The organism is Modestobacter marinus, assembly GCF_011758655.1.
Classification (GTDB): domain Bacteria; phylum Actinomycetota; class Actinomycetes; order Mycobacteriales; family Geodermatophilaceae; genus Modestobacter; species Modestobacter marinus.
Genome location: NZ_JAAMPA010000001.1, coordinates 432,229 through 444,563 on the forward strand (window position 1 = coordinate 432,229; position 12,335 = coordinate 444,563).

The window sequence follows — 12,335 nt, forward strand, 5'->3', positions numbered from 1 at the left end:
CAGTCCGACGGCGCATCATTGGCAGTCGCCCGGGCCGAGTGCCAGCCCGGCTCGGATCGGACGAGGAGCTCCAGCACCGTGCCCACCTACCAGTACGTCTGCACCAACCCCGAGGTCAAGCACGAGTTCGAGGTCGTGCAGTCGTTCACCGACCCTGCGGTCGCCACCTGCACCGAGTGCGAGGCGCCGGTGCGCAAGGTCTACGGCTCGGTCGGCGTGGTCTTCAAGGGATCGGGCTTCTACCGGACCGACAGCCGCAAGGGCGAGGGCGCCTCGACCAGCTCCGGCTCGGCGAAGGACTCCTCCGGCGGGAGCAAGGACTCCGGCGGCAGCAAGGAGTCCAGCAGCAGCAGCAAGGACTCCGGGAGCAAGACCAGCACCACCTCGAGCAGCACGGCGGCCACGTCGTCGAGCAGCTCGTCCTCCAGCGGCAGCGGGGGCAAGGCCGCGAACTGACCGGCGCACGGACGGCGGCGGTGCGCTGCCGCCCGTCCACAGCGGGCCCCGCGGTCCACAGCCTCGCGCCGCACCGGGACGGGTACGGCCGCCGCTCCTAGCGTCGCGGTGTGCCCCGTCTCCGCCGTCCGCGCTCCCCCGTGCACCTGCTGCGGCAGGTGGCTGCGGCGGCGCTCGTGTGCCTGGCCCTGGTCCTCGCGCTGCGCCCACCGCCGTCGGCGGCGGTCGGGCCCGGTGAGTCGACCGTCCCGGTGGTCGTCGCCGCGGCCGACCTCCCGGCCGGCACGGTGCTCACCGCCGGCGACCTCACGGCAGCCGAACTGCCCACCGGCCTGCTCCCGTCCGGGGTGACCGCCGACGCCGCCGGGTTGACCGGCCAGCTGCTGGCCGCACCCGTGCGCGCCGGCGAACCGGTCACCGACGTCCGGCTGGTCGGGCCGGGGCTGTGGTCGGCGATCCCCGACGGGCAGGTCGCGGCCCCCGTGCGGCTGGCCGACCTGGCGGTGGCGACGCTGCTGCGGGCCGGTGACCGGGTCGACGTCCTCGCCACCGGTGCCCCGGACGCGGCTGCCGCCCCGGCCGTCGAGGTGGTCGCCAGCGGCGCCCTCGTGCTCACCGCCCCGGCGCCGGAAAGCTCATCGACGGACAGCCCGGCCGGCGGCGGGCTGCTGGTGCTGGCCGTCTCCCCCGACACCGCGGCGGGGCTGGCCGCTGCCGCGGCGACCGCGACGCTCACCGTTACCCTCGGCCGACCGTGATCGAGGGGCTCCGCAGCGGCGTCCCCGCGACCGAGAGGTGCCGTTCGTGCTCAAGGGCTTCAAGGACTTCCTGCTCCGCGGGAACGTCATCGACCTGGCGGTGGCGGTGGTCATCGGAGCCGCCTTCACGGCCGTGGTCACCTCGTTCACCGAGTCGTTCCTGCGCCCGCTGATCGGGCTGGTCGGGGGCGGCGGCGTGCAGGGCGGCTCGTTCGAGGTCGACGGTCAGACCTTCGCCTGGGGCGACTTCGTCAACCAGCTGATCACCTTCGTGCTGACCGCGGCGGTGATCTACTTCGTGGTCGTGCTGCCGATGAAGGCGCTGTTCGAGCGCCGGGAGCGCGGGGAGCAGACCGGGCCGGTGCTGCCCACGCAGACCGAGCTCCTGGTCGAGATCCGCGACCTCCTGCAGGCCCAGCACGGGCAGCCGCCGGCGTCCGAGCCGGAGGCGCGGCACCGCGCCTGAACGCAGAGGTGCGGGGCAGGCACGGCCTCGTCCAGAGGCTCGCCCCGAGCTCGCGAGGGGTGCGGAGGACGAGGTCCTCCTTCAGTCGCTGCCCCAGTGCGGCGGCCGGTCCTCCAGGTAGCGGCGGTCGTCGTCGTCGACGTCGGCCGGCCGCTCACCCCAGCCGACGTCGCTGTCGTCGGGAGCCCGCACGGGACGCGGCGAGGCGGGTCCTTCTTCGCGTTCTGACACGCCCCCGAGGGTAGGCACGGTCAGCCGATCGGCTGGCCCAGCCCCTCGAGCACCTCCGCGCCCGGCAAGCCGGCCAGCACGGCGCCGGAGACGGCGAGCTTGCTCCCCCGGGTGCCCGAGCCGATCACGACGAGCTCGCTGGCGGCCACCGCGGCGTCGACCAGCACCGGCCAGGACGCCGGCAGCCCGACCGGCGTGATCCCGCCGTAGGCCATCCCGCTCTCGGCGACCGCGACGTCCTGCGGGGCGAACGAGGCCTTGCGCGCACCCAGGTGCCGGCGGACCAGGCCGTTCACGTCGGCGCGGGTGGTGGCCAGCACCAGGCAGGCGGCGAGTGTCGTCTCCCCGGACCGCCGGGCGGCGACCACCACGCAGTTGGCCGAGGCGGCGGCCGGGACCTCGTAGACGTCGTTGAACGCCGCGGTGTCGGCGGCCTCGTCGTCGATCGAGGCCACCCAGGCCGGCCCGGTCAGCGACGGCAGCGCAGCGGCCACCGGCTCCCCGAGCAGCTCCCGGTGGTCGGCGGCCGGGAGCCAGGTCAACGTGCCGAGCTGCGGGGCGGAGTCGGGTGCGGCCATGCGCTGATCGTGCGACACGGTGCGCACGGACCACCGCGCGGGGGTGGGCGCTCTCCGGCCGGACGCCTGCTGGTGGGCTCCCGCGGGGCCGGGAGAGGATGGCCGCCATGATCGGTCAGCTGCACTCCGTGGTCATCGACGCCCCCGACGCGCACGCCCTGGCGACGTTCTACGCCGGCCTGCTCGGCATGGAGGTGCGAGGCGAGCCGGGCGACGACTGGGTGGTGGTCACCGGCGCCGGGTACCGGATCGCCTTCCAGCAGGCCCCGGACCTCCAGCCGCCGGACTGGCCGGACCCGGGCCGGCCGCAGCAGTTCCACCTCGACATCCGGGTCGCCGACGTCGACGTCGCGGAGCCGCAGGTCCTGGAGCTGGGCGCCCGGCGGCTGCCTGGCGGCGGTGGGGACTTCCGGGTCTACGCCGACCCGGTCGGGCACCCGTTCTGCCTGGTCTGGGACGCCGCGTGACGCCGGACCTGACGACCGCCAGCGCGTTCGTCGCAGCGACCGGATTCGACCTGGCCGAGGTCACCGGCACCCGGGTCACCGGGCACGTCGAGGTGGGGCCGGCGCACCACACGCCCTGGGGCGTCGTGCACGGCGGCGTCTACTGCACGATCGTGGAGGGCGCGGCCAGCGTGGGGGCGAGCGCCGCGGTCGCCGACCGCGGCCAGTTCGCGGTCGGGGTGAACAACAGCACCGACTTCCTGCGCCCGATGACGGCCGGCCGGCTCGACGTGCTCGCCGAGCCGGTGCAGCAGGGGAAGACGCTGCAGCTGTGGCTGGTCACGCTCACCCGCGAGGACGGCAAGGTCGTCGCCCGCGGGCAGGTGCGCCTGCAGAACGTGCCACTGCCCGGGTCCTGACCGCATCGGCCGAGCAGGCGGTCGCGGCCGGTGGGTGTCGTCCTGGCGACATGTCGACGTGTCGCCAGGACCACACGACGGCGGAGCAGGCCGGACGCCGACCGACCCGCATGAGGTGCCCGCCACCCTGCCGCCACGGGGGACGGCGTGCCGCTGGACCGACCGAGGAGATCGACGCCGCCCTGCGGTGACCCGCAGGTCAGTCCTTCATCGCGGCGATCTGGATGAGGTTGCCGCACGTGTCGTCGAAGACCGCCGTCGTCACCACGCCCATGTCCGCCGGCGGCTGGGTGAACCGCACGCCCAGCGCCGTCAGCCGTTCGTGCTCCGCCGCCACGTCGGCGACGGCGAAGGACGTGAACGGGATGCCGTCGGCGACGAGCGCCTGCTTGAACGGTCGCGCCGCCGGGTGCTCGTCCGGCTCCAGCGAGAGCTCGACCCCGTCGGGGTCCTCGGGTGAGACGACGGTGAGCCAGGAGTGCTCCCCGAGCGGGATCTCCCGCTTGGGCTGGAAGCCGAGCACCTCGGTGTAGAAGCGCAGCGCCTTCGCCTGGTCGTCGACCAGAACGCTCATGACGTTGACCCTCATGGGTCCTCCTCCGGGTCCGGGACCGACCACCGGCGGGTGATCTCCCTCAGCGGTGCGGTGTCGAGGTGGTGGAACGTGTACCGGCCCTCCCGGCGTCGGCGCACGAGCCCCGCGGACTCGAGGACGTCGACGTGCTGGGAGACCGCCTGCCTGCTCGACCCCAGCCCGTGCTTCGTGGCCAGCCGGGAGCAGAGCTCGAACAGCGTCTGCCCGTCCCGGTCCGTGAGCTCGTCGAGGATCGCCCTGCGCGTGGGATCGGCGAGCGCTCGGAACACGTCACCCACGGCGGGAACGTTAGGCAAGCAGCGACTTGCCTGTCAACGGGTCGCCGCGCCGGAGCCCGTCGGGGACGGCGTCGGGGTCGAGCACCACCCGGAACAGCGCCCGCGGGTCCTGCAGCGTGGCCGGGGGCCGGGCCGCCGACCGCGGCACCACCGAGGCGAACCGGGCCGGACGGCGGTGCGGGAGCAGCTCCCTCCCGGCGAAGGCGTAGTCGCCCACGACCTCACCGAGCAGCAGCCCGGCGCCGTGCTCGACCGGCAGCCCGACGAGGTCACCGGGCGCCACCTCGTCCAGGAACGCGGACAGCTGGCGCAGGTCCTTGGCGGGGCGGCGGCCGGAGAGCTCCTTGGACAGCGCCCGCAGCTCGGCCGCCGACTGGCCGGTCGCGTCGACGTCGATGCCGGACTGGGTGCCCAGCCCGACGACGCCGGTGGCCAGGGCGGCGCCGAGCTCGTTGTGGGCCCGCGGCCGCACCACCCAGACCGGCACCCCCTCGGGCTCGGGCGGCGGGGGGACGTCGTCGGCACCGGGCCAGCGGTAGGGCAGGTCGTCGGGCTCGCCGGGGAACCGGGAGCGGTAGAACGCCGGGTCCTTGGCCACCAGGTTGGACCGGTGCGAGCGGTGCAACTCCTCGTCGCCCACCCAGCTGGGCAGCAGCCCGGCGTCCGCGGCCTCGGCCTGGGTGAGCCGGGCGGCGTCCGGGGCGAACTCGGAGATCAGCGTCTCGGTGCTGTCAGCGAACCCCCGCCCCCGCCAGACGCGCACCATCGCCAGCGAGTAGACGACCAGCCCGGCGGTGTGCCCGCGCCACATGGTGACCACCGGGTGGTTGGCCCAGCCGTAGTCGGGCAGCTCGAGGGCGCGCAGCACCTGCAGGCACTCGACCCGCTGCTTGCCCAGCCGGGGGTTGTCCAGGAGCCGGGCGGACTCGGTGAAGTCGGCGACCGGCAGGAAGGTCTGCATCGCCCGGCTTCCTGCCCGGCCCGGTCGGCGGCCAACCGCGCAGCCGACCTGCCTCTCAGGTCTCCAGCTGGGCCAGTGCGCTCTCCCAGCGGGCGCGGCGTTCGGCGTCGTCCTGGTCCCACCAGGCCGGGCCGCGCTCGCCGAGCCCGGTCTTGGCCAGCTGCACCCGGGCCCGGGCGGCGGCCACCGCGTCGTCGTCCCCACGACTGGTCCGCACCGCCGACCGGGCCACCCCCAGGTGGTGCAGCAGCCGGGCCCGGACGTCGTCCGGCAGCGCAGGGTCGGCGGTCCGCCACCGCCGCCCGTCGACGACGATCCAGCGGCCGTCGTCGGTGCGCTCGACCTCGCGGGTCATGCCAGCCGGCGGGCCAGCTCGGGCAGCACGGCGCCCAGCGGGGCGTCGACCTTGAGCGAGGCCTTCGCATCGCCGCGGGTCGGCCCCGAGTTGACGATCGCGACCGGGATGCCGCGCTTGGCGGCGGCGATGACGAACCGGTAGCCGCTCATCACGGTCAACGAGGAGCCGAGCACCAGCAGCGACCGCGCCGCGTCGACCAGGCCGAAGCAGGCGTCGACCCGGTCGCGGGGCACGGTCTCGCCGAAGAAGACGACGTCGGGCTTGAGCGGCCCCCCGCCGCAGGCCAGGCAGTCGACCATCACGAACCCGTCGAGCTCCTCCTCGGGCAGCTCCACGTCGCCGTCGGGGTTGACCTCATCGGTGGCCTCCGGGCGGAAGCCCGGGTTGGCCAGCCGCAGCCGGACGTCGAGGGCCGCCCGGTCGGCGACGTCCCCGCAGGCCAGGCAGACCGTGCGGTCGAGCCCGCCGTGCAACTCCAGCACGTCGCGGGCGCCACCGGCCTGGTGCAGCCCGTCGACGTTCTGGGTGATCACCTCACCGACCGCCCCGCCCTGCTGCAGCGCCGCGACGGCGCGGTGCCCGGCGTTGGGGCGGGCGCGCTCGATCTGCCGCCAGCCGACGTAGCTGCGCGCCCAGTAGCGGTGCCGGCCGCGGGGGTCCCGGGTGAAGGTCTGGTAGGTCATCGGCGTGTGCCGGCGCAGCGAACCGGTGGCGCCGCGGTAGTCGGGGATGCCGGAGTCGGTGGACAGCCCGGCGCCGGACAGGACGACGGCGCCACCGTCAGCCAGCAGGTCGGCGAGCTCGGAGAGGCCCTCGACGGTGGGGGTCGCTGCGGTCACTCCCCCATCGTCCCTGCCCGGCGGCCGATCCGCCGCGAGCCCGTGTGTAACCGAGCGCCCACCCGGTCACCCCCGTCCAGGAGTTCCCGTCCACCCAGCCCCCCGCGGGCCCGCCCGAGGAGGCCGACCGTCGTCGCACGCCTGCCCGACCGCACCACCGACCGCCGGCCCGGTGCCCGATGACCGGGTGGTGGTGGGACGTCCTCGGCGTGGCCATCGTGGCGTTCGCCGTGGTCGACGAGGTGCGGACCACGCTCGCGGTGGCCAGCGGTCCCGGCCCGCTGACCCGGCTGCTCACCCGCGTCGCGTGGCGGCTGACCCGCCGGCCCGCCGTCGCGGAGTCGACCCTGGTGCGCTTCGTCGGCGGCCCCGGGGTGGTCCTGATCGGCGCGACGCTCGCGTCCTGGTTCTCGCTGCTCTGGATCGGCTGGTCTCTGGTCTTCCTCGGGGACGACGAGGCGGTGGTCGGCTCCTCGAGCGGTGCGCCGGCCTCGGTGTGGGAGCGGTTCTACTTCGCCGGCTACAACGTCGCCACCCTGGGCAACGGCGGTTTCCAGCCCGCCGGCGCGGGGTTCCAGCTGGCCACCATGGCCTCCGCGCTCAGCGGGATGCTGCTGATCACGCTCGGGGTCTCCTACCTGACCTCGGTGATCTCCGCGGTGGTCGGCAAGCGGAGCTTCGCCTCGCAGGTCACCGGGTTCGGCAGCACCGGCGCCGAGATGGCCGCCGGCCTCGCCACGCCGGGGACGGCGTTCCCCGCCGTGGTCTCCCTGTCCTCGCTGTCCTCGGCGCTGACGACGCTGGGGCAGCAGCACCGCGCCTATCCCCTGCTGCACGCCTACCGCCCGCGGACGCCGGAGCTGGGCACGGCACCGGCGGTCGCGGTGCTGCTCGACGCGGTGCTGGCGCTCTCGTCCGCGGCCGACCCGGCCGACCGCCCCCCGGCGGGGCTGCGCCGATCGGTGCTCTCCTCGGTTCAGGTGTACGTCGCCCACGCGCCCACGGCCGGAGGCGACCAGGCGCCCCCGGCGCCGGCACTGGAGGCGGCCGAGCTGGACCGGCAGGGCCTGGCCGTCGACCCCGAGCGGCTCGCCGAGCAGACGGCGGCCTGCGCCGAGCTGCGCGACGAGCTGTCGCGACGGATCACCGCGGCCAGCTACGACTGGCCGGGCACCCGCCCGTCCTGACCCCGCGGGCGGCTCAGCGGGCGGAGAGCTCCTGGTCCAGCCGGGTCAGCATGGCGCCCTGGATGCGGGCCAGCCCCTTGGGCGCGAAGGTGCGCTCGAAGAAGCCGCCGATGCCGCTCGCCCCGGTCCAGGTGGTGCGGCCGCGCACGGTGCTCGACCCGGCGTCGGCCGGGTGCACGGTCCAGGTGGTGACCATGCTGGAGTTCGCGTCGCTCTCCACCAGGGCGCCGTCCGGACCGGTGGTGACGACGACGTCCTGCTCGCGGACCCGCTTGGAGGTCGCCTGCAGGCGCCAGTGCACCTTCGTGCCCGCGCCCTGCCCACCGGCGTCGACCCGGTACTGGCTGTACTGCTCGGGCAGCACCTTCGGGCGCGTGACCTCGTAGTCGGCGAGCGCCGCGCGGACGACGTCCGCCGGTGCGTGGACGAGCTGTTCTGCGGTGGCGACGACCTGACCCATGGGCCCATCCTCCGCCTCGGCCGTGCGGCTACTCCAGCTGCCCCTCCTCGGTGTTGAGGTAGCGGCAGCGGAACCGGGCGTTGGCCATCGCCTCGGTGAAGCGGGCCTCCCACAGCGGGTCGTGCGCCGGGAAGCTGTCGAAGACCCGCTCCTCCAGCACGTCGGGCCGCCCGTCCGGGCCGATGCAGGTGCGCTGCAGGAGCACGCGGGTCACGCCGTCGACCTCGTCGTGGCCGACCGTCCAGCGCGCCGCGGCGAGCGCCGACCGGCGGCGGGCCCGCTCGCGGGGAGGCAGCCACCGACCCGCCGGGCCGGTCACCGAGGTCTGCGGCACCGACATCGCCCAGGCCACGAGCCCGGCCAGCACGAGGACCAGCAGCGCAGCCGCCAGGATGCCGACCATGCTCAAAACGGTAGTCCTGGATCTGCCCGCCGGTCGGGGTGACGCCTCGGTCAGACGTCGGCCGGGGCCTCGGTGAGCCGGTGCGCACCACAGCTGCAGCCGGGGTTGCGGGCCGACAACACCAGGGAGACCGCGTGGGCCCGGTCGCGGGCACCCAGCTTGCGCAGGATCGCCTTCACGTGGGACTTCACCGTGTCCTCGGAGATGAACAGGTTCTTCCCGATCGCCCGGTTCGACTGCCCCTGCAGCAACTCGTCCAGCACGTCGGACTCCCGGCGGGTCAACGGCACCTCCGGGGTCAGCTCCCGCGACACCGGCGCCTCAGCACCCTCACCGCGACGGATCTGCGGGTCCACCACCGTCCGCCCAGCACGCGCGGCCAGCACCGCCCAGCCCAGCAGCGTCGGGGAGGTGTTCATCAGCAGATACCCCCGCACCCCCGCCGCCAGCGCCTCGTTGACCACACCCGGGTCCTCCGAGGTCGCCAGCGCCACCACCGCCAGCTGCGGGAACCGGCGGCGCAGATCCCGCACCGCGTTCAGCGTGGCCGCCCGGCCGGTGCCCAGCTCCACCACCACCGCATCCGGGCGGGCGGTCTCGGCCAGGGTCAGCGCGCGGCGCGGCTCCCCGGGGGTGCCCACCGCCTGCATGCCGGCGGTCTCGTTGATCATGCCGACCAGCCCACGGCGCAGCACCGGGGCGTCGGCCAGGATCAGGACGCGGGTGACGCCGCGGGGGGTGCTGGCCATCGGGGTGGACACGTTCGGACTCCGCTCACTGTGGGTCATCGACTGACAACCCATAGATCGACCGGGTGAACGCGGTGCTTGAGGACTTTCTGTGCGCGACCTGCACGTTCGTCGGCCACACCCTCCGCGGGGCAGCACGGTGGGTCACCAGACGGGCGGCGCACCGTCCGGGGTGAGCTCGTCCGACTCCTCCAGCCGGCCCGGCTCGAACAGCACGGTGAGCCGCCCGCGCCCGGTCACGCCGACCTGCGCCCGGACTCCGTAGACCCGGGCGATGAGCTCCGCGGTGAGCACCTCCCGCGGCGGGCCCCCGGCCACCGCCCGGCCGCGTTCGAGGACGATCACCTCGTCGCAGAAGGTCGCCGCGAGGTTCAGGTCGTGGAGGGCGATGACGCTGGTGACCGGCAGCCGGGAGACCAGCGACAGCAGCTCCAGCTGGTGCCGGATGTCGAGGTGGTTGGTCGGCTCGTCCAGCAGCAGCTCGCGCGGCTCCTGGGCGAGCGCCCGGGCGATGTGCGCGCGCTGGCGCTCACCTCCGGAGAGGGTGTGCCAGTGCTGGTCGGCCTTCGCGGTGAGCCCGGTGTGCCGGAGCGCCTCGGCGACGGCCGTCTCGTCGCGGGTCGCCGAGGCGCTGCCGAAGGCACCACGGTGCGGGATCCGCCCCAGGCGCACGACGTCCCGCACCCGGATGTCGACGTCAGTGTCGGCGTGCTGGCTCACCACGGCCACGGCGCGGGCGATGTCCCGGCGGGCCAGGGAGCTGAGCTCGGCACCGTCGAGCGTGACCACCCCGGAGTCGGGCCTGGCCGTGCCGCTGAGCAGCCGCAGCAGCGAGGACTTCCCCGAGCCGTTCGGCCCCAGGAGGCCGATCGTCGTCCCCGGCGCGGGACTCAGGGTCACCTCGTCGACGACGAGCGCCCCGCCGCGGTGCCACACCACCCGGTCGGCCTGCAGGGTCACAGCGCCCGCCTCTTCCGCACCAGGATCAGCACGAAGGCCGGCACGCCCACCAGCGCCGTCCCGACCCCGACCGGCAGCGGCGTGGGCTGGAAGGCCACCCGGGAGACGGCGTCGACCCACACCATGAAGACGGCGCCGATCAGCGCCGTGGCCGGGATCAGCCCGGCGTGCCGGGGTCCGAACAGGAACCGCGCGGCGTGCGGGAGCACGAGGCCGACGAAGCCGATGGCGCCGGTGACGCTCACCAGCGTCGCGGTGATCAGCGCGGTGAGCACGAGCAGCCCCCACCGCACCCGGGTCACGGCGATGCCCAGCGACGCGGCGATCTCGTCACCGAAGGAGAAGGCGTCCAGGGCGTGGGCGTGGGCCAGGCACAGCGCGATGCCCACCAGCACGACGACGCCGCACAGGGCCACGTCGTCCCAGCGGACGCCCTCGAGCGAGCCCAGCAGCCAGAACAGCACACCGCGGGTCTCGTCGGCGTCGGCGAAGGCGAAGATGAGGAAGGAGGTCAGCGCGGAGAACAGCTGGGTGCTCGCCACGCCGGCCAGGATCACCCGGTCGGTGCCGCCGCCGGCCAGCCGGGCCAGCAGCATGACGAGCACGAACGCCACCAGCGCGCCGACGAACGCCCCGCCGGACAGCCCGAGCACGGAACCACCGACGCCCAGGACGCCGATCACCACCGCGCCGGTCGAGGCGCCGGAGGAGATCCCCAGCAGGAACGGGTCGGCCAGCGGGTTGCGCAGCAGCGACTGCATCACCGCACCGCAGATGCCCAGGCCGGCACCGGCCGCCGCCGCGGTGAGCGCGCGGGGCAGCCGCTCCTCCCAGACGATCGCGTCCTTCACTACGCGCACCGGGACGTCCGCCAGCCCGAGGTGGTTGAGCAGCACGTCCCGCACGTTGACCAGCGAGACGTCCGCCGGCCCGAGCGTGATCGCCACCCCCACCGACAGCGCGACCGCGATGATGCCGACGGCGAGCAGCAGCACCACCCGGAGCGGGCTCCGGGTGGTGCGTGCACCCCCGGGGCCGGTCCCGTCGGTGACGGGCGACGTCACGGCGGTCAGGGTGCCTGCTCGATCTGGTCCAGGCCGTCGGCCAGCTTCTCCAGCGCGTCGACGAAGCGGATGGAGGGGTTCATCTCGGCCCCGTGCAGCGCGATGTAGGCCTCGTCCTGGACGGCGCCCATCGTGCTGGTCAGCGGGTCGGTGGCCAGGAACTCCTCCTTGTCCGCCAGCCGGTCCCCGGGGAACCGGTCGCGCTGCAGGTCGCCGAGGACCAGCACGTCCGGGTCCCGCTCGACCACCGTCTCCCAGCCGACCGCGGGCCAGTCGTCGTCCAGGTCGGCGAAGACGTTCTCCGCACCCACGGTGGTGGCGAGCAGGTTGGCCGAGCCCAGGCCACCGGCCACGTAGGGGCTCTTCGTGTCGGCGAACCAGAAGGCCATCGTGCGGTCGCTGGCCTCGATCCGGTCGGTCGCCGCGTCGGCCCGCTGCTGCAGCTCCGCGACCAGCTCCTCACCACGGGCGGACACGTCGAAGACCTCCGCCAGCTCCCGGATCTCCTGGTAGAGCGAGTCGATCTCCAGGGGCGTCGTCCGGGTGCCCCCGCCGTTGATGACCAGCGGACCCTCGCAGTCGGTCGGCGAGAGGTACGAGTCGATCCCGCTCTCGGCCAACCGGGGTCGCTGCACCACACCGCCCTCCCGGAAGTGCCGGCCGAAGGAGGCGGTGACGAAGTCGGGGTCGGCACCGAGGAGCACCTCGTAGCTGGGCGCGTTGTCGGCCAGCCGGGGCACCGAGGCGTTCGCCTCCTCCAGCTCGGGCAGGACCGGGTCGGTCCAGGAGGCGGTGCCCACCAGGCGGTCGCCGAGGCCGAGCGCGAGGAGGATCTCCGTGGAGCCCTGGTCGAGGGAGACGACCCGCTGCGGCGCGGCCTCGATGGTCACCGACTCCCCGCAGTTCTCCACCACGAGCGGGTAGTCGGTGGCGTTCTCGCCGCCGCTGACCGCCTCGGCCACCGGCACCGGCTCGGAGGCACCACAGGCGGTGAGGGCGAGGACGGCGGCGACGGCGGTGAGGCCGGCCCGGCCGGAGGACGTGCGCATGCGGGGAGGTCCCTGTCGGTGGATCCGGGTGCGCGGCCGTGGTCCGACGTGCCGTCAGGCGGCCGCACACACACCGGA

19 protein-coding genes are annotated in these 12,335 nt (G+C 74.6%); 6 read left to right on the forward strand and 13 right to left on the reverse strand.

All coding sequences use genetic code 11. From position 1 onward, the window contains the following. Positions 1-78: 78 nt before the first annotated feature. The 3 genes from FB380_RS02065 (at position 79) to mscL (ending at position 1,680) form a co-directional block, all read left to right on the forward strand. Positions 79-456: an FmdB family zinc ribbon protein gene (locus tag FB380_RS02065; RefSeq protein ID WP_166753625.1), complete on the forward strand. Its 378-nt coding sequence runs from the start codon at positions 79-81 to the stop codon at positions 454-456. 110 nt (positions 457-566) lie between these two features. Beyond that, positions 567-1,214 (forward strand): Flp pilus assembly protein CpaB, encoded by a 648-nt coding sequence (gene cpaB, locus FB380_RS02070; RefSeq protein ID WP_166753626.1) that lies wholly within the window; start codon positions 567-569, stop codon positions 1,212-1,214. Between the two features lie 46 nt (positions 1,215-1,260). Further along, a complete protein-coding gene (mscL, locus tag FB380_RS02075; protein WP_166753627.1) occupies positions 1,261-1,680 on the forward strand; it encodes a large conductance mechanosensitive channel protein MscL in 420 nt (139 codons plus the stop codon). 81 nt (positions 1,681-1,761) lie between these two features. Here mscL and FB380_RS02080 read toward each other — a convergent pair whose 3' ends face one another. Both FB380_RS02080 and FB380_RS02085 read right to left on the reverse strand, forming a co-directional pair. Beyond that, the gene (locus tag FB380_RS02080; RefSeq protein ID WP_166753628.1) at positions 1,762-1,911 is read right to left on the reverse strand and encodes a hypothetical protein; all 150 of its coding nucleotides are present in this window, start codon (positions 1,909-1,911) and stop codon (positions 1,762-1,764) included. A 20-nt stretch (positions 1,912-1,931) separates the two neighbouring features. Further along, positions 1,932-2,489 carry a YbaK/EbsC family protein gene (locus FB380_RS02085; protein ID WP_166753629.1) on the reverse strand — a complete coding sequence of 186 codons (558 nt, stop codon included), beginning with the start codon at positions 2,487-2,489 and terminating at the stop codon, positions 1,932-1,934. A 107-nt stretch (positions 2,490-2,596) separates the two neighbouring features. Between FB380_RS02085 and FB380_RS02090 the strand changes: the two genes are divergently transcribed. Both FB380_RS02090 and FB380_RS02095 read left to right on the forward strand, forming a co-directional pair. After that, a complete protein-coding gene (locus FB380_RS02090; protein WP_188959584.1) occupies positions 2,597-2,956 on the forward strand; it encodes a VOC family protein in 360 nt (119 codons plus the stop codon). Continuing rightward, on the forward strand, positions 2,953-3,354 hold the full coding sequence (locus FB380_RS02095; protein WP_166753631.1) for a PaaI family thioesterase: 402 nt from the start codon (positions 2,953-2,955) through the stop codon (positions 3,352-3,354). The genes FB380_RS02090 and FB380_RS02095 overlap by 4 nt, the downstream gene beginning before the upstream one ends. 199 nt (positions 3,355-3,553) lie before the next feature. Here the strand turns inward: FB380_RS02095 and FB380_RS02100 are convergent, their stop codons facing one another. The 5 genes from FB380_RS02100 to FB380_RS02120 are packed head-to-tail and all read right to left on the reverse strand — an operon-like array spanning position 3,554 to position 6,385. After that, positions 3,554-3,943: a VOC family protein gene (locus FB380_RS02100; RefSeq protein ID WP_166753632.1), complete on the reverse strand. Its 390-nt coding sequence runs from the start codon at positions 3,941-3,943 to the stop codon at positions 3,554-3,556. Further along, entirely contained in the window at positions 3,940-4,227 is a 288-nt protein-coding gene (locus FB380_RS02105; RefSeq protein WP_166753633.1) for an ArsR/SmtB family transcription factor, read from the reverse strand. Before FB380_RS02105 ends, FB380_RS02100 begins: the two co-directional genes overlap by 4 nt. Before the next feature lie 10 nt (positions 4,228-4,237). After that, complete coding sequence (locus tag FB380_RS02110; RefSeq protein WP_166753634.1) at positions 4,238-5,188, reverse strand: MSMEG_6728 family protein; 951 nt, start codon at positions 5,186-5,188, stop codon at positions 4,238-4,240. 55 nt (positions 5,189-5,243) lie between these two features. Further along, the gene (locus tag FB380_RS02115; protein WP_166753635.1) at positions 5,244-5,543 is read right to left on the reverse strand and encodes a biopolymer transporter Tol; all 300 of its coding nucleotides are present in this window, start codon (positions 5,541-5,543) and stop codon (positions 5,244-5,246) included. Then, positions 5,540-6,385: an NAD-dependent protein deacetylase gene (locus FB380_RS02120; protein WP_166753636.1), complete on the reverse strand. Its 846-nt coding sequence runs from the start codon at positions 6,383-6,385 to the stop codon at positions 5,540-5,542. Before FB380_RS02120 ends, FB380_RS02115 begins: the two co-directional genes overlap by 4 nt. 179 nt (positions 6,386-6,564) lie before the next feature. Here FB380_RS02120 and FB380_RS02125 point away from each other — a divergent pair, with 179 nt between their 5' ends. After that, positions 6,565-7,572, forward strand: a complete 1,008-nt coding sequence (locus FB380_RS02125; RefSeq protein ID WP_166753637.1) for an ion channel — start codon at positions 6,565-6,567, stop codon at positions 7,570-7,572. 13 nt (positions 7,573-7,585) lie between these two features. On the opposite strand, the gene FB380_RS02130 is transcribed toward FB380_RS02125, so the two are convergent. The 6 genes from FB380_RS02130 to FB380_RS02155 form a co-directional block, all read right to left on the reverse strand. Then, on the reverse strand, positions 7,586-8,032 hold the full coding sequence (locus FB380_RS02130; protein WP_166753638.1) for an SRPBCC family protein: 447 nt from the start codon (positions 8,030-8,032) through the stop codon (positions 7,586-7,588). Positions 8,033-8,060: 28 nt separating this feature from the next. Further along, entirely contained in the window at positions 8,061-8,435 is a 375-nt protein-coding gene (locus tag FB380_RS02135) for a hypothetical protein (RefSeq protein WP_166753639.1), read from the reverse strand. A gap of 50 nt (positions 8,436-8,485) precedes the next feature. Beyond that, entirely contained in the window at positions 8,486-9,196 is a 711-nt protein-coding gene (locus FB380_RS25220) for a response regulator transcription factor (RefSeq protein WP_166753640.1), read from the reverse strand. Between the two features lie 132 nt (positions 9,197-9,328). Continuing rightward, positions 9,329-10,144, reverse strand: coding sequence for an ABC transporter ATP-binding protein (locus tag FB380_RS02145; RefSeq protein WP_166753641.1), 816 nt, complete (start codon positions 10,142-10,144; stop codon positions 9,329-9,331). Beyond that, complete coding sequence (locus tag FB380_RS02150) at positions 10,141-11,208, reverse strand: FecCD family ABC transporter permease (protein WP_166753642.1); 1,068 nt, start codon at positions 11,206-11,208, stop codon at positions 10,141-10,143. Before FB380_RS02150 ends, FB380_RS02145 begins: the two co-directional genes overlap by 4 nt. A 5-nt stretch (positions 11,209-11,213) precedes the next feature. Further along, entirely contained in the window at positions 11,214-12,257 is a 1,044-nt protein-coding gene (locus FB380_RS02155) for an ABC transporter substrate-binding protein (protein WP_166753643.1), read from the reverse strand. Positions 12,258-12,335 lie beyond the last annotated feature (78 nt).